This window comes from Roseovarius sp. MBR-79 (assembly GCF_053628555.1).
This window is the reverse complement of sequence record NZ_JBRJGP010000008.1, coordinates 18952-33595: the sequence shown is the minus strand read 5'-3', so window position 1 is coordinate 33595 and position 14644 is coordinate 18952. Positions and strand designations below refer to the sequence as shown.

General features: G+C 66.1%; 16 protein-coding genes and 1 tRNA gene. 5 read left to right on the top strand and 12 right to left on the bottom strand.

Translation table 11 applies throughout. The features are described from left to right. Window positions 1-84 (bottom strand) — tRNA-Tyr (locus tag ACSSV8_RS09775). Between the two features lie 109 nt (window positions 85-193). Here ACSSV8_RS09775 and rlmB point away from each other — a divergent pair. Next, a complete protein-coding gene (gene rlmB / locus ACSSV8_RS09770) occupies window positions 194-970 on the top strand; it encodes a 23S rRNA (guanosine(2251)-2'-O)-methyltransferase RlmB (RefSeq protein WP_454282313.1) in 777 nt (258 codons plus the stop codon). Here the strand turns inward: rlmB and ACSSV8_RS09765 are convergent. Continuing rightward, complete coding sequence (locus tag ACSSV8_RS09765; protein ID WP_454282312.1) at window positions 952-1818, bottom strand: hypothetical protein; 867 nt, start codon at window positions 1816-1818, stop codon at window positions 952-954. The genes rlmB and ACSSV8_RS09765 overlap by 19 nt on opposite strands. A 114-nt stretch (window positions 1819-1932) precedes the next feature. On the opposite strand from ACSSV8_RS09765, the gene ACSSV8_RS09760 reads away from it, so the two are divergent. The 3 genes from ACSSV8_RS09760 (at window position 1933) to ACSSV8_RS09750 (ending at window position 4352) form a co-directional block, all read left to right on the top strand. Then, window positions 1933-2202, top strand: coding sequence for a hypothetical protein (locus ACSSV8_RS09760; RefSeq protein WP_454282311.1), 270 nt, complete (start codon window positions 1933-1935; stop codon window positions 2200-2202). 190 nt (window positions 2203-2392) lie between these two features. Further along, window positions 2393-2866, top strand: a complete 474-nt coding sequence (locus ACSSV8_RS09755; RefSeq protein WP_454282309.1) for a CoA-binding protein — start codon at window positions 2393-2395, stop codon at window positions 2864-2866. A 73-nt stretch (window positions 2867-2939) separates the two neighbouring features. Further along, window positions 2940-4352: an FAD-binding oxidoreductase gene (locus ACSSV8_RS09750; protein WP_454282308.1), complete on the top strand. Its 1413-nt coding sequence runs from the start codon at window positions 2940-2942 to the stop codon at window positions 4350-4352. Here the strand turns inward: ACSSV8_RS09750 and ACSSV8_RS09745 are convergent. The 10 genes from ACSSV8_RS09745 to ACSSV8_RS09700 all read right to left on the bottom strand — a co-directional run bounded on the left by ACSSV8_RS09745 (window position 4349) and on the right by ACSSV8_RS09700 (window position 14147). Continuing rightward, window positions 4349-4702: a hypothetical protein gene (locus tag ACSSV8_RS09745; protein ID WP_454282307.1), complete on the bottom strand. Its 354-nt coding sequence runs from the start codon at window positions 4700-4702 to the stop codon at window positions 4349-4351. The two genes, ACSSV8_RS09750 and ACSSV8_RS09745, sit on opposite strands and share 4 nt — an antisense overlap. A 31-nt stretch (window positions 4703-4733) precedes the next feature. After that, window positions 4734-5417 (bottom strand): TerB family tellurite resistance protein, encoded by a 684-nt coding sequence (locus ACSSV8_RS09740; protein ID WP_454282306.1) that lies wholly within the window; start codon window positions 5415-5417, stop codon window positions 4734-4736. Window positions 5418-5461: 44 nt separating this feature from the next. Beyond that, window positions 5462-5941, bottom strand: coding sequence for a GNAT family N-acetyltransferase (locus tag ACSSV8_RS09735; protein WP_354538600.1), 480 nt, complete (start codon window positions 5939-5941; stop codon window positions 5462-5464). Further along, complete coding sequence (locus tag ACSSV8_RS09730; protein ID WP_454282305.1) at window positions 5938-6543, bottom strand: VOC family protein; 606 nt, start codon at window positions 6541-6543, stop codon at window positions 5938-5940. The genes ACSSV8_RS09735 and ACSSV8_RS09730 overlap by 4 nt, the downstream gene beginning before the upstream one ends. Window positions 6544-6598: 55 nt before the next feature. Beyond that, window positions 6599-7390, bottom strand: a complete 792-nt coding sequence (locus ACSSV8_RS09725; protein ID WP_354538598.1) for an inositol monophosphatase family protein — start codon at window positions 7388-7390, stop codon at window positions 6599-6601. Window positions 7391-7466: 76 nt separating this feature from the next. Continuing rightward, window positions 7467-8510, bottom strand: coding sequence for an aldo/keto reductase (locus tag ACSSV8_RS09720; protein ID WP_454282304.1), 1044 nt, complete (start codon window positions 8508-8510; stop codon window positions 7467-7469). 52 nt (window positions 8511-8562) lie between these two features. Further along, the gene (locus ACSSV8_RS09715) at window positions 8563-10116 is read right to left on the bottom strand and encodes a Ppx/GppA family phosphatase (protein ID WP_454282303.1); all 1554 of its coding nucleotides are present in this window, start codon (window positions 10114-10116) and stop codon (window positions 8563-8565) included. A gap of 51 nt (window positions 10117-10167) precedes the next feature. Further along, on the bottom strand, window positions 10168-12342 hold the full coding sequence (locus ACSSV8_RS09710) for an RNA degradosome polyphosphate kinase (protein ID WP_354538595.1): 2175 nt from the start codon (window positions 12340-12342) through the stop codon (window positions 10168-10170). 51 nt (window positions 12343-12393) lie between these two features. Beyond that, window positions 12394-13071, bottom strand: coding sequence for a chromosomal replication initiator DnaA (locus ACSSV8_RS09705; RefSeq protein ID WP_454282302.1), 678 nt, complete (start codon window positions 13069-13071; stop codon window positions 12394-12396). Next, complete coding sequence (locus ACSSV8_RS09700) at window positions 13068-14147, bottom strand: AI-2E family transporter (protein WP_354538593.1); 1080 nt, start codon at window positions 14145-14147, stop codon at window positions 13068-13070. The genes ACSSV8_RS09705 and ACSSV8_RS09700 overlap by 4 nt, the downstream gene beginning before the upstream one ends. A gap of 185 nt (window positions 14148-14332) precedes the next feature. On the opposite strand from ACSSV8_RS09700, the gene ACSSV8_RS09695 reads away from it, so the two are divergent. Then, window positions 14333-14641: a hypothetical protein gene (locus tag ACSSV8_RS09695; protein ID WP_454282301.1), complete on the top strand. Its 309-nt coding sequence runs from the start codon at window positions 14333-14335 to the stop codon at window positions 14639-14641. The last annotated feature ends 3 nt before the right edge of the window (window positions 14642-14644 follow it).

The following is a 14644-nucleotide window of genomic DNA, read 5'->3' as shown; positions in this document are numbered from 1 at the left end:
TGGTGGGCGACCTAGGAATCGAACCTAGCGTGCGTCTCCGCGAGGGAGTTACAGTCCCCTGCCACACCTTGCGGCCTGTCGCCCACGTATCGGGCCTCTTAAAATCGGGGCGCGGGGGCGTCAACCGGAAAATCGCTTGCCTTGGGGCGCGGGGCCATGCGATTGCCCGCGCCTGACAGGAAAGGCGCGCGCGATGAAGAAACCCCGCTGGGTGATCGACAAGGAACAGGCGAAAAAGGTGGCAAGCGCCGAGACGGTCTGGCTCTTCGGTCTGCACGCGGTGCGCGACGCGCTGGAAAATCCGCGCCGCGAACGTTTGCGTCTCATCGTCACGCGCAACGCCGCCGACAAGCTGGCAGAGGCCATCGCGGCAAGCGGGATGGAGCCGGAAATCGCCGACCCGCGCCGCTTTTCCGCGCCGCTCGATCCGGCTTCGGTGCATCAGGGTGCCGCGCTCGAGGTCAAGCCACTCGACTGGGGGAGCCTTGCCGATGTCGCGCTGCGCGCGGGGCCCGGCGCGCCGCGTCTGGTGCTCCTTGACCGGGTGACGGACCCGCATAACGTGGGCGCGATCCTGCGCTCGGCCGAGGTGTTCGGCGCCCGCGCGGTGATCGCACCCCGCCACCATGCCGCGCCCGAAACCGGCGCGCTGGCAAAGACCGCGAGCGGCGCGCTCGAACGGCAGCCCTATTTGCGGGTGCGCAACCTTGCCGATGCCATCACCGAGTTGCAGGGCATGGGCTATCTCGTGCTGGGGCTGGCGGGTGAGGCGGAGACGGATATCGAGACCGCGCTCGAGGGCCGCCGCGACCGGCCCGTGGCGCTGGTGCTGGGGGCCGAGGGCCCGGGCCTGCGCGAAAGGACACGGGAAAGCGTCGATGCGCTGGTGCGGGTCGACTTTCCCGGTGCCTTCGGCTCGCTCAACGTCTCGAACGCCGCCGCTGTGGCGCTCTATGCCGCACGCGGGTAAACCCGGTCCTCGAAATAGGGCAGGAAGCGCCCCTTTATCATCCAGGCCAGCCCGAACGCCGCGAGCGCCAGCGCCTCGAATACGAAGGTCAGGCGCAACCCGTTCCAGATGCGCAGAAAGGTCTCTGCCTCCGAAAAGAGCGCCGTCTTGAGCGCGAGCACCGCGACCGCGCCCAGGATGACAAGGCCGAGGGCGCGATAGCAGCGGTTGCGCAGATCCTTGCGATTGCCCTCGCAAAGTGCGTCCCGCGAATTGACGCGGGTGAACACGCGCAGCACCACATAGGCAAGGATGAGGAACATGACACCGGCGGCGATGTTGTGGACCCAGTCCAGAAGGCTGTCGCGGATCCGGTCCAGACCGAGCAGGACGCCCCAGAAATCAAATGATGGGGCCCCCGAGACCGCATCGAGAGGCTCGGGCCGGACCGGAAAATCCTCCGAGCCGAGGGCCTCGCCGACAAAGGCGCGGGGCACCTGGCCGGCTTTGAAAACGCATCCCGAGCCATGCGTCGGGACGAAGGCGACCAGCAGCGCCGCGATCCCGGCGAGCCGGATCAGGGCCACGTCATACCAGCGCCAGCCAAGCGCCCCGTCGCAGCCCGCCATGTCGAACGAATAGAGACAAAGCAGCAAAAGACCGACAAAGCTCAGCATCCCCACGAAGAGATCGCCGCCTATCGGGCTGAAGTAGAAATGGCTGATCGAGGCATAAAAACAGATCGTCGGCACCAGCAACCCGAGGGCCAGCAACGAGAGCGGCAAGCCGAAGGCGACCCAGCCGACGGCGAGATGAACGCGTTTGATGTCGATGCGGAACGGCAGGTCGCGCGGGGATGTGTCTTGCATCGGGAAAATCTCTCCTGTTGTGAATGATGCAACTCTAACATGTAATGCCCGTGCGCGCGACGGTTTGCGACCTCGGGGGTGGAAATCCGGGGGCTGGAACCGATATGAGAGGGCATGACCCCGAAGATCGCCACCTGTTGCTATTGCGGCACGCGCGCCGCGCTTGTGCTCGACCGGGCGCGGCACGAATTGTCCTGTTCCAGTTGCGGCGCGCCGCTGCGCGAGATGAAGTCGCTGCCGATTGAAAATCGCGCTGCTCCCGCACAGCCAGCGTCAAGGCCGGTGGTCCCGTCGAAGCCGCGCAAAAAGCCGAAAAAACGCAAAAGCTTCAAACAGCGTATGCTCTCGGAGATGTGGGACGCGATCGAGGATATCTTTGACTGAGTCCGCTCACGCGCCGGTCACACGCGTATTACAAACCCTTTTTACAATGAGAATCGGACCTATATCTGTCCCAGAAGCGCCGTAGACGGAACCTCGGTGCTTCGTATCACTGTCCCTCGTTCCGCGACTGGCGCCCAAGTTTTAACTTGGGCGCTTTTTTCCTGGGCCAAGCCGTGATTGACTGCATGCCATGAGCGAAACCTACAGCGATTCCCTTCTGCGCGAGATCCTGACCCGCACGCGGCGCGTGGCGGTCGTCGGGGTCTCGATGAACCCGGTGCGGCCCTCTTATTACGTGGCGCGCTACCTCAGTCTCAAGAAATACGAGGTGGTGCCGGTCAATCCGGGCCATGCCGGCGAGACGCTGTTCGGGCAAAAGGTCGTGGCACGGCTGAGCGATATCGAGGGGGGTGTCGACATGGTCGATATCTTCCGCCGGTCCGAGCACGTGCCGCCCATCGTCGAGGAGGCGCTGGCGGCGTTTCCGGGGTTGCGCACGGTCTGGATGCAGATCGGGGTGGAGCATGAGGGCGCTGCCGAAATGGCACGCGCGCGCGGCGTCGATGTGGTGATGAACCGCTGTCCCAAGATCGAATATCAGCGGCTTTTCGGCGAGTTGCGGATGGGCGGCTTCAACACCGGCGTGATCTCATCGAAGCTCTGACAGGGACATGAGTATTTTTGGAACGATGAAACCGGGGCTTTCCCCGCGCCCCCGGTGTGATATCTGAAGAGCCATGAGCCACATATCCGCCACACCCGAGTTTCTGGCCGCCCTGGCGGTATCGCCCGGCGCCCTGCGCGAGGCCGCGCCGCGCTACTTTGAGGAGCCGCGCGGGCGCTGGCAGGGCCAGGGCATGATCGTGGCACCGGGCAGCACCGAAGAGGTGGCGGCGGTGGTGCGGGCCTGTGCCGCGGCGCGCGTGCCGGTGGTGCCCTATGGCGGCGGCACCGGGCTTGTCGGCGGGCAGATATGTCCCGGCGGGGCGGTTCCTGTGATCCTGAGCCTCGAGCGGATGCGCGCGGTGCGCGGTCTCTGGCCGGAGGAGAACGTGATCGTGGTCGAGGCGGGCGCGATCCTTGAGGAGGTGCACGGTGTGGCGCGCGGGGCGGGACGGCTTTTTCCGCTCTCCATCGCGGCCAAGGGCTCGGCGCGGATCGGCGGGCTTCTGGCCACCAATGCGGGCGGGGTCAACGTGCTGCGCTATGGCAATGCGCGCGATCTGTGCCTCGGGCTGGAGGTGGTGATGCCCGACGGTCAGATCTGGCACGGGCTGAAGCGGTTGCGCAAGGACAATACCGGCTATGATCTGCGCAACCTGATGATCGGCTCGGAGGGCACGCTGGGCGTGATCACCGCTGCCGCGCTTCGCCTTGCGCCGCTGCCTGCCGCTGAGGGCACGGCGTTTTTCGTGGTCGAGAGCCCGCGCGCGGCGCTCGACCTGCTGAGCCTTGCGCGCGACCACCTGGGCGAGGGGGTGAGCGCGTTCGAGTTGATGCACCGGCAGGGGCTGGAGTTTCTCGCCGAAACACTGCCAGGGATACGGCAGCCCTTTGCCGAGCGTCCCGAATGGTTCGTGCTGGTCGATGTGGGGCTGGCGCGCGGGCTTGACCCGGCGGCGGCCCTTGAAGGACTGTTTGCCGCCGGAATGGAGGCAGGGCTGGTCAGCGACGGGCTGATTGCGCAGTCCGAGGCACAACGGCGCGACTTCTGGGAGGTGCGCGAGCAGACACCCGAGGCCAACCGGCGGATCGGTTCGGTCAGTTCGCATGACATGTCGCTGCCGCTCTCGGTGATCCCGGAGTTCATCGAACGCGGGCGCGAGGTGATCAATGGGATCGGCGACTTCCGCATCAACTGTTTCGGCCATCTGGGCGATGGCAATCTGCATTACAACATCTTTCCGATGCCGGGACGGAGCCGCGCCGACCACATGGCAGAGCGCGACGCGATCAAGCGCGCGCTGCACGATCTGGTGCACGAGATGGGCGGGTCAGTGAGCGCCGAGCATGGCATCGGGCGGCTCAAGGTGGACGATCTCGAGCGCTACGGCGATCCGGTCAAACTTGGGGCGATGCGCGCGATCAAGGCGGCGCTTGATCCCTTGGGGATCATGAACCCCGGCGCTGTGCTGGGGTCGCGGGGCTAGATTTCCACCTCGCCCCCGGGCACCTCGTCGGTGAGCTCCTGCGGGGTCTTGCGGCGGATGATGATGTCGCCATTGGGCAGAACCTCGGGCGGGTGATAGGCGCTCAGATCGCCAATCTGGTCCATCATATCCGAGAGGGCAGGCCCCATCCGCTCCACGAAATCACGGATCGCCGGTTCCACCTCATCCGCGCGTTCGCGCAAACTGTCGAGGGCCGGGCCCATCTCGCGGCGGATGCCTTCCCAGAAGAGGCGCGCGCCCTCTTCCATGAGCGAGCGCCCCTCGCCCTCCTGCGCCAGGGCGGGCGGTGCGGCAAGGGCAAGGGTCACGATAAGCGCAAGACGTTTCATGCTGCGCATATAGGACAGATGAGTGACGGTTTTAAGAGGCGCGCGCCGCGTTGATCTCTTCCCAGGCGCGGTTGATATCCTTGAGGCGCTTTTCGGCCAGCCGCACCGCCTCTTCGGGGATGCCGCGCGCCTGCAACCGGTCGGGGTGGCAATCGCGCACCATCTGCCGCCAGGCGGCGCGGATTTCGGCCATCGGCATATCCGCCGTCACGCCAAGCACGGACCACGGATCGGGCGCGGCATCGGGCACGAAGCGGGCGCGCAGGGCGCGGAATTGCGGCTCTGGCAGACCGAAGATCCCGGCCACCCGTTCGAGAAAGGCATCCTCGTTGGGGTGATAGATCCCGTCGGCCATGGCGATGTGAAACAGCCCCTCCATCAGGTCGCACAGCGTCTCGGGGGCACCGTCGAACATGCGCGCGATGCGCGCGGCGTAATCCTCGAACCCGGCCACGTCCTGCCGCGCGAGATTGAAGACGCGGGCGGCGTTCGATTCTTCCTCGGGCGGAATGCTGAACACCTCGCGAAAGGCCGTGACCTCGTCGCGTGTCACCTGGCCGTCGGCCTTGGCCATCTTGGCCGAAAGCGCGATCACCGCGATGGTGAAGGCGACGCTGCGCTCGGGCGGGGTGCGCAAAAGGTCAAACACATGGGACAGGCTCTCGCCCTTGGCGAGCGCCTGAAGCGCCTCGGTGATGCGGGTCCAGATCGACATGGGCGCAGACTATCGCGGAACGCAGGCAGTGTCAGTGCAAACCGTCACAGGGTTTTCTGCAAAAGCACCAGATCGAGCCATTGCCCGAACTTGCGCCCCACCTGCGGCAAATGGCCCACGCGGTCGAAACCGATCGCCTCGTGAAAGGCGATGGCCCCCGGATTCTCGCCGCTGACGCCTCCGATCATCGCGTGAATGCTCTGCGCGCGCGCCACCTCTTCGAGCCGTGCCATGAGCGCGCGTCCGATGCCACGCCCGCGCGCGCCCGCACCGAGGATCACCGTGTGCTCGGCGGTATGGGCATAGCCGGGGCCGCTGCGGAACGGGCCGTAGCTGGCAAAACCGAGGAGCGCGCCGCCGGTCTCGGCCACGAGAAAGGCCGACCCGCGCGTGACGATATCGGCGGCGAGTGCGTCGGGTGTCTTTTCGACAGTGGTGAAGGTGATCGACGTATCCCGGATCAGCGGATTCCAGATGGCAAGGATCGCCGGGATGTCCGCATTCGTGGCCGGGCGAAGCATCATGACAGCACGCGCAGCCCATGGGGCGTGGCGATCTCGGCCCGGAGCGCGGGCGCGCCGGGCTCGACCACCACGCGCCGGTCGGTGAGCCCGGACAGCGCGTCGCGCAACGCCGCCACGTCCGGGTGGGTAATGACGAGCCGCACAAGCCGCGCGCCCGAGGGCGCAAGACGCTGCGCCGGATGCGCCGTTCCCTGCCATTCGATCAGCGCGGGAAAGAGATTGTCGAAGGGCAGCACGCCGCTTGCGGGCACCGCCATGCGCCAGCGCAGATCGCCGCGTTCAAGCTGAAGTGGTTGCCCTGCCTCGGGGTGGCGGGTCAGAGCGGCGTCAAGGTCATCGACGCGGGCAATCCAGGTGCGCAGATGCGGCGGGCCCGTCAGCCGGTCGAGATCGAACCAGCGCGGGCAATCCGGTGCGCGGGCGGCGGGGTCGATGGCGATGGCCTCGAGATAAAGCCCGTCTTCCAGCCCCAGAAGCCGGTTATGGGTGCCGAACCGCGCATGTGCCCCGCCCGGCTGCAACGGCAGGCCGAGTGCTGCTTCGAGATGGGCCGCCGCCTCATCCAGGCTCTTGCCCGCGACTGCGAGGTGATCGAGGCGCATGACCGCTCTCCCGTGTCCGTGACATCGGGATAATTGCCACGCGCCGCGCGGCCTGTCACGCCTCGTTGCGGATCACACGGGCGAACTTGTCGAAAATCTTCTCGTTGGCGGCGATCACCTCGCCATCGCCGAGGATGTTGCCACCGGGCGTCAGCGGCTCCACCAGCGCGCCCGCCTCGCGTGCGATGATGACACCGGCGGCCAGGTCCCAGGCGTTGAGGCGCCGCTCCCAGAAGCCGTCATAACGCCCGGCGGCCACATAGGCCATGTCGAGCGCGGCAGACCCCCAGCGGCGCACGCCGGCGCAGGCGGGCAGCAAGCGCGCGAGATCCTGCAAGGTTTCGGGCAGGTCGCTGCGCCCGCCAAAGGGCAGGCCGGTGGCAAAGATCGCCTCGATCATCTTGTTGCGCCCCGAGACACGCAGTCGGGTCTCGTTGAGCCAGGCACCGGTGCCCTTCTCGGCAAAGAACGCCTCGTCCTTGATCGGGTCATAGATCACGCCCGACACCACCTCGCCCTTGTGCTCAAGCGCGATGGAAATCGCCCAATGCGGCAGGCCGTGCAGGAAATTGGTGGTGCCGTCCAAGGGGTCAACAATCCAGCGGCGGGTGGGGTCGGTGCCCGGTTCCTCGCCGCCTTCCTCGGCGGCCCAGCCATAATTGGGGCGTGCGGAGGTCAGTTCGGACTTGATGATCTTTTCGGCGGCGATATCGGCGCGGCTCACGAAATCGCCGGCACCCTTCATCGACACCTGAAGGTTCTCGACCTCTCCGAAATCCTTGAGAAGCGAGCGCCCGGCCTTGCGCGCGGCCTTGAGCATGACGTTGAGATTGGCGCTGCCTTGCATCGCTTTGGCTCCTTTGGGGTCAGGGCGGGGCTATACGCCGGGGCGGGGGCACGGGCAAGGGGCCAATGGGCGCGGCTCAATAGGGCATGGGATGGGCGCGATGCGCGGCGTCGATATCGGCCAGCACCTCGTCACCAAGCGTCAGCTCCGCCGCGCCGAGCGCGCGGTCAAGCTGCGAAAGGCTGGTCGCGCCGAAAATGGCCGCGCACAGGAAGGGCCGGGTCAGGCACCAGGCAAGCGCCATCTGCACCGGGTCAAGCCCGTGTTTCGCGGCCACGCCAAGATAGGCCTCGACGGCGGCAAAGGCGCGCGGGCCCTTGCGGCCCCCCAGATCGGTGTTGATCGTCATGCGCGAGCCCTCGGGCAGCGCGCCACCCTGATACTTGCCCGACAAGAGCCCCGCCGCCAGCGGCGAGAAGGCCAGCAGGCCCACATCCTCGTTGACGCTCAATTCCGCCAGATCGGTATCGTAAAGACGGCACATCAGCGAATATTCGTTCTGGATGGAGGCGACGCGCGGTCCCGCCCCGCCCTCGGACAGACGCAGCCATTCGGCGGTTCCCCATGCGCTCTCGTTCGAGAGGCCAAAGGCGCGAATGCGGCCGCGATCCACCTCGCGCTGCAGGGTGTCGAGCACCTCTTGCATGTGCGCACGGGTCTCCTCGCGGTTCTGGCCCGACGGGTCAAAGGCCCAGTTCTGGCGGAACATGTAGCTGCCGCGATTGGGCCAGTGCAGTTGGTAAAGATCGATATGATCGGTTTGCAGACGGCGCAGCGAACCGTCGATCGCCTCGGTGATGGCGGCACCCGTGATCGGTGCGCCGCCGCGCATATGAGCCACACCCGCGCCGACAATCTTGGTGGCAAGAATCACCTCGTTGCGTCGCCCGGAGCGCGCGAACCACGTGCCGATGATTTCCTCGGTGCGGCCTTGCGTCTCGGGGGTGACCGGCGCGGTGGGATACATCTCGGCGGTGTCGATGAAATTGATGCCTGCGGCAAGGGCGCGGTCGATCTGCGCGTGGCCCTCGGCCTCGGTGTTCTGGGCACCCCATGTCATCGAGCCAAGGCAAAGCGCGCTCACGTCGATCCCGGTCCGCCCCAGCGGTCTTTTCTGCATGTCCTGTCCTCTGGTCGCGGTTTTGCGCGACCCTAGAGAGGCGCGCGGGAGATCACAACCGGGCTGCGGGCAGCCGGATATCGGCCTGCGCCCCGAGCGCCGAGCAGAGCGCGCCAAAGCGTGCCCGCGCCACCTCGCCAAAGAGCGGGGCGGCCTCGGGCGAGAGGCGCAGTTCCAGAACCTTGCGCTTGGGGAACCAGCGCATTTCGCCCAGATGGGCATTGTCCTTGAGCCACAGCATCGCAGCAAAGCGCAGCGCGCGGCCGAGAACCTCAGCCTCGTGGCGCTCGCGCTCGGTGATCAGCCCGGCGAGCGTGTCAAAGCGTGTTCCCTCGCGCTTGTTGGAATAGCGGTAGAGCAGGGCAAGGCCCAGCACCACCCGCTCGGCATGTTTCAACCCGCCCAGATTGGCGCGGGTGGCGTTGTCGAAACAATCCTCGGCGCGGTAATCGGGATGGGCGCGCCAGCTCACGTCATGGAGCAGGCAGGCGGCCTTGACGAGGCGCAGACGCTCCTCTCCCACGGATTTGAAGATCGGCAGGATGAAATTGTAGAGCACCCGGCCAAACCCCGGAAGGCGCGCATCCTTGGCCTCGGCAAAGCGGCAGGCCTCGATCAGCGGGTCGCGGTCGCGCAGGGCCTGCGGCATCTGCTCGTAAAGCAGACCCTCGCGGATCCCGTAGCTGGAAATGGCGATGTCATGCGGGCGAAAGGTCTTCACCACCTCGCGCAGCACCTCGGCGGCAAAGGGCACCAGTGCGATGCGCGCCGACGACACGCCCGATTGCGCGCGCAAGGCCTCGGGGGGCGTCTTTTCGATATGCTTGATGGTGGCGCGCACATCCGCAGCACTCATCCGGTATTCGTGCAGCACATGCAGCGGATAACCGCGACGCGCCATGTCGATGCGGGCGAAAGCGCGCCACGAGCCACCGACAAGAAAGAGCCGGTTCTTCTGCTCGCCGAGATCGGCCCGCAGTCGGTCGAGCGTGGCGCGGATATGCGCGCGGCGCGCCTTCTGGCCGCCCTTGATGTCGCGCAGCTTGAGCGGCCCCAGCGCGGAGGTGACGCAGCGCCCGACGCGCCCGCCATTGATCTCGGCCAGTTCCATAGAGGCACCGCCCATGTCGCAGACAAGGCCGTAAGCCCCCGGCCAGCCCAGCAGCACGCCCTGCGCCGAGAGGCGCGCCTCTTCGGGTCCGTCGATCACAAAGAGGCGTATGCCCGTCTCGCGCAGAACCTCGGCGCGGAATGCCTCGCCATCCTCGGCCTCACGCACCGCCGCCGTGGCCACGGCGCTCAGCGGGCCGGTCTCCATGCCCTCGGCCAGAAGCGCAAAGCGTCGCAACGCCGCGAGAGCGCGCGTGCGCCCCTCGGGATTGAGCCGCCCGGTGACCGAGAGGCCCGCGCCCAGCCCGCACATGATCTTTTCGTTGTAGAAATAGGCCGGGCTACGCGCCGCGCCGTCGAACACCACAAGGCGCACCGAGTTCGAGCCGACATCGACCACCCCCACGCGAGAGAGAGCGCGCGCCTCGGGGCTGTCGAAGAGCGGGCGGCCAAAGGGGCCGTCAGGTTGCTCTGCGGGATCGTTCACGCCGTCCATCGCCTGCCTTGCCGGTTTGCATCCCGTCTATGCGACAGGCACGCACCCGGGTCAATCGTCGGTATGGGTGAGTTTGGGCACATCCGCCGCACCGGCCGAGCCACGCCCCGAGAGCGAGGGGTTTTCCATGAAAAAGCGGTGGCAGTTGAAGGCGAATTCACCCTCGGGCACGGGGATACGAACAAAGCTGCCATCCGGCGACATGATCCAGCTTTGCGCCTCGTCGGCCATGTTCGCGGCCATGACCTGAGAGACGATCTGCGCCTTGACCGTGGGATTGGTCGTCTCGACCAGCGTTTCCACACGGCGGTTGAGGTTACGCCCCATCCAGTCAGCCGAAGAGATGAACACCCGCGCCTTTTTCGACGGCAGCCCCGCGCCATTGCCGAAACAGACGATGCGCGAATGTTCCAGAAACCGCCCGATGATGGATTTGACGCGGATATTGGACGACAGCCCCTTGATGCCGGGGCGCAGCCCGCAAATGCCGCGCACCACGAGGTCGATCCTGACCCCCGCTTCGGAGGCAGCATAGAGCGCGTCGATCACATCCGGCTCGACCAGCGAATTCATCTTGGCCCAGATTGCGGCGGGCTTGCCCGCGCGGGCAAGATCGGCCTCGCGGGCGATCAGCTCGAGCAGGCGGGGTTTCAGCGATTTGGGCGAGATCGAGAGATTTTCCAGCCCTTCCGGCTCGGCATAGCCCGAGAGATAGTTGAACACCTTGGTGGCGTCGCGGCCCAGGGCGGGATCGCAGGTGAAAAAGCTCAGGTCGGTATAGATGCGCGCGGTGATCGGGTGATAGTTGCCGGTGCCGTAATGGGTATAGGTCACAAGCTTGTCGCCCTCGCGCCGGACAACGGTGGAAATCTTGGCATGGGTCTTGAGGTCGATAAAGCCGTAGACCACATGCGCGCCCGCGCGCTCCAGCCGCCGCGACTGCCGGATATTGGCAGCCTCGTCGAAACGGGCCTTCAACTCCACCAGCGCGGTGACGGATTTGCCGTCCTCGGCGGCCTCGCACAGCGCCTCGACGATGGGCGAGTTGCGCGAGGTGCGATAGAGCGTCTGCTTGATCGCCAGCACATTCGGATCACGCGCCGCCTGTTGCAGGAACCGCACCACCATGTCGAAGGTCTCGTAGGGGTGGTGCAGCAACATGTCCTTTTGCTGGATCGCGGCGAACATGTCGCCGCCATGGTCCTGCACCCGCTCGGGCACACGCGGGGTGAAGGGCGGCCAGAGCAGGTCGGGACGCGCGTCGAGCACAAGTTCCTTGAGATCGGCCAGCCCGATCATGCCTTCCACCTCCACCACCTCGTCGGGGCGGACGTGGAGTTCCTCCATGATCACCTCGCGCAGCGTCTCGGGGGCACCTGCGGTGATCTTCATGCGCACCACCTCGCCGCGGCGGCGGCGCTTCAGCGCCACCTCGAATTCGCGCACAAGGTCTTCGGCCTCTTCCTCGACCTCGAGATCGCTGTCGCGCAGCACGCGAAAGGCACAGTGGCCGACATAGCGATAACCGGGAAAGATGCTGTGCAGATGCAAAAGCAGCAATTCCTCCAGCGGCAGCGCGCGATGCGCGCCCTCGGCGGCGGGCAGGCTCACGAAGCGGTCGATCTGCTGCGGGATCGGCAAGAGCGCCTGAAGCGGGCGGCGGTCTGCCTTGCGTTCCAGTTGCAGGGCCAGAACGAAGCCGAGATTGGGAATGAAGGGAAAGGGATGCGCCGGGTCGATGGCCAGCGGGGACAGCACCGGAAAGACGTCATGAAGAAAGTATTCGTCGAGATAGGCGCGGTCGGCCTCGTCGAGCGCCTCATGCGCGAGAATGGAAATCCGCTCCTGCTCCATCTCCGCGCGAAGGGTCTCGAACGTCTCCTGTTGCGACTCGAGCAGCTTGCGGGCGTTCTCGTTGATCAGCACAAGCTGTTCGGCCGGGCTGAGCCCGTCGGCGGCGGGCGTTGTGTTGCCCGCCTTGGCCAGTTCGCGCAGGCCCGCCACGCGCACGTTGTAGAACTCGTCCAGATTGGTGGCCGAGATCGACAGGAAGCGCAGCCGTTCCAGAAGCGGCACGCGCGGGTTTTGCGCCTCTTCCAGCACACGCCAGTTGAAGCCAAGCCAGCTCAGCTCGCGGTTGAAGAACCGGCCCGGCCCGGTGATGTCGAGATCGGGCAGATCGACCGGGGCGGGGACGGGAGATTTGAGGAAATCGGATTGGGTCATGACGGCCTTATGGCGACGGCGTGTAACGGTTCAATGACGGTCAAAGTGGCGCTAGCGCGCGGCTTTGTCCAGCACCTCGGCGGCCAGCGCACGGGTGATCGCGCGCCCCTTGTCGAGCGCGCGCGCGTCGAGTGCCGCCACCACCTCATGCGCCGCGTCAAAGCTGCGCTCGATCCGCCGCGCGAGATAGGGCACGGTGTCGGGCGTGGGCGACAACTGCCTGTCGGCAAAGAGCTTGGAGAGGAGCGCCGCCAACAGCGCATCATCGGGCGGGCCAAGCCGTTCCATCAGCGTGCCCGCCATCCGGCTGGCCAGATCGGGCAAACCAAGGCCCCAGAGCGCGGGGGCCTCGCGCGCGGTGATCAGCAGGGCATGACCCTCGGCCAGCACAAGATTGTGCAGGTGGAAAAGCGCCTCCTCGGCGGCACGGTCGCGGGCGATGGCATGGGCATCCTCGACCGCCACCGGGCCGGTGGCAAGCATCGGAATATCGGCCCCGGGCAACGCCCCGGCGGAAACGATCCGCGCGCCCGACAGCCCCGCCCAGACATGCGCCAGATGGGTCTTGCCCGCGCCGCTTGGCCCCGCCAGCAACAGCTTGCGCGAGGGCCAGTCGTGCCAGCCCTCGATCAGGGCCACCGCCTGCGCATTGGCGGGCGAGACGAAGAAATCCTCGCGCCCCAGGGCCGTTCGTGCGGGCAGATCGAAGCTGAGTTGTCGCGTGTTCATCCGTCGCCCCGGTCGCCGGACTGTGCATCCAGCCCGCGATAGAGCCGTCCGCTCTGATATTCGGCGATGGCAAAGCGTGCGATGACGCCAAGCGCTGCGGCCACCGGCACCGCCACCAGCATCCCGACAAAGCCGAAAAGCGTGCCAAAGGCCGAGAGCGCGAAGATGAGCCAGACCGGGTGCAGCCCGACCGACGAGCCGACAAGGCGCGGCGTGAGGAAATTGCCCTCGATCACCTGACCCGAGGCGAAAATGCCCGCCACCAGCGCGATGCTGAACCAGTCTCCCCAGAACTGGAACAGCGCCAGGCCAAGCGCCAGCGCGCCGCCCAGCAATGCGCCAACATAAGGAATGAACGTGACCAGCCCCGCCACCGCGCCCACAACGAGGCCGAATTGCAGCCCCACCAGCATCAAGGCCACGGCGTAATACGTGCCGAGGATCAGGCAGACCGTGCCCATACCGCGAATGAAGCTGGCGAGCGTCGCGTCAATCTCGCCCGCCAGCCGCCGGACGGTTGGCGCATGATCGCGCGGCAAAAGATGGTCGATGCGCGCGATCATGTGGTCCCAGTCGTAGAGCAGATAGACCGCGACCACCGGTGCCACGACCAGCAGCACCACGATATTGAGCAGCGAGGCGGCGGAACTGAGCGCGGTCTCGAGCAACTGCCCGCCGCGCTCGCGGATCGTCTCGCCAAGGGATTGCAGCGACTGGTTGAGCGCCGATCCCGGCTCATAGAGCGAGGGAAAGTGCTGGCTCAGAAAGCTCTGAAGATCGCGGGCAAGCTGCGGCGCGATATCGAAAAGCGCCACCGCCTGATTGACGATTGTCGGGATGATCATGAGCACGGCGATGACGAAGACAAGCATCGCCACCAGCGTGATCACCGCAACCGCCGCCGCGCGCCCCAGACCCATCCGCTCCAGCCGATCGGCGATCGGATCGAGGAAATAGGCCACCGCCGCGCCAAGCACGAACGGCAGGATCACATCGCCCAAGGCCCAGAGCACGGCCAGCCCCACCGCTGCCGCGATGCTCCAGTAAGTTAGCTGTTCGCGGACCGGCAGGGCCATCGGCATCCCCTTCTTGGCGTTCCCCTCCTATCTCGCGTGCCTGGCGTCACGGATCAAGACCAAAGCCTGCGCGCCGGTCAAACCGCGCGCGGGCCCTCACTCGTGGTCCATGTCCTTTTTGGCTTTGCTTTCCGCAGTCTCCGGGTTTATCCGTTCAGAAATTGAATTCTGGATACGCAAGTTCCGTGCTGCGCCATTGTCATTTCATCGCCATCATGGCCCTCACGCTCTCGCCCGCGGTTGCTGCCGTGGCGCAAACCACGCATTCCCAAGAGGCGATAGAGGGTGTCGTGACCGGGCGCGGCGCGGTCTGTGTTCTGTTTCATGCCGACGGGATTGGTCCTGTCACGCTTGAAAACGCGCCGCGCGGGATATTCCGTGACGGTCTGCGCTTTCGTCTCACCGGCGATTGGGCGGCGCGCTCGCGCTGCATGCAGGGCCGGGTCTTTGCGGTTCACACCCACACGCCCTTGCCCGACGCGGGCACGAAATAGCAA

Excerpts from the sequence above, each read along its gene's own strand:
- ACSSV8_RS09760 (WP_454282311.1), top strand. The coding sequence starts at position 1,933 with ATGACCCCGAAGATCGCCACCTGTTGCTATTGCGGCACGCGCGCCGCG.
- ACSSV8_RS09725 (WP_354538598.1), bottom strand. The coding sequence starts at position 7,390 with ATGCAAGGCAGCGCCAATCTCAACGTCATGCTCAAGGCCGCGCGCAAG.
- ACSSV8_RS09730 (WP_454282305.1), bottom strand. The coding sequence starts at position 6,543 with ATGCGCCTCGATCACCTCGCAGTCGCGGGCAAGAGCCTGGATGAGGCG.
- ACSSV8_RS09715 (WP_454282303.1), bottom strand. The coding sequence starts at position 10,116 with ATGGACGGCGTGAACGATCCCGCAGAGCAACCTGACGGCCCCTTTGGC.
- ACSSV8_RS09755 (WP_454282309.1), top strand. The coding sequence starts at position 2,393 with ATGAGCGAAACCTACAGCGATTCCCTTCTGCGCGAGATCCTGACCCGC.
- ACSSV8_RS09700 (WP_354538593.1), bottom strand. The coding sequence starts at position 14,147 with ATGGCCCTGCCGGTCCGCGAACAGCTAACTTACTGGAGCATCGCGGCA.
- ACSSV8_RS09765 (WP_454282312.1), bottom strand. The coding sequence starts at position 1,818 with ATGCAAGACACATCCCCGCGCGACCTGCCGTTCCGCATCGACATCAAA.
- ACSSV8_RS09735 (WP_354538600.1), bottom strand. The coding sequence starts at position 5,941 with ATGATGCTTCGCCCGGCCACGAATGCGGACATCCCGGCGATCCTTGCC.
- ACSSV8_RS09705 (WP_454282302.1), bottom strand. The coding sequence starts at position 13,071 with ATGAACACGCGACAACTCAGCTTCGATCTGCCCGCACGAACGGCCCTG.
- ACSSV8_RS09740 (WP_454282306.1), bottom strand. The coding sequence starts at position 5,417 with ATGTCGATCTGGACCCGCATCACCGAGGCGCTTCAGGCGCTCGCCAAG.
- ACSSV8_RS09750 (WP_454282308.1), top strand. The coding sequence starts at position 2,940 with ATGAGCCACATATCCGCCACACCCGAGTTTCTGGCCGCCCTGGCGGTA.
- ACSSV8_RS09710 (WP_354538595.1), bottom strand. The coding sequence starts at position 12,342 with ATGACCCAATCCGATTTCCTCAAATCTCCCGTCCCCGCCCCGGTCGAT.
- ACSSV8_RS09745 (WP_454282307.1), bottom strand. The coding sequence starts at position 4,702 with ATGAAACGTCTTGCGCTTATCGTGACCCTTGCCCTTGCCGCACCGCCC.
- ACSSV8_RS09720 (WP_454282304.1), bottom strand. The coding sequence starts at position 8,510 with ATGCAGAAAAGACCGCTGGGGCGGACCGGGATCGACGTGAGCGCGCTT.
- rlmB (WP_454282313.1), top strand. The coding sequence starts at position 194 with ATGAAGAAACCCCGCTGGGTGATCGACAAGGAACAGGCGAAAAAGGTG.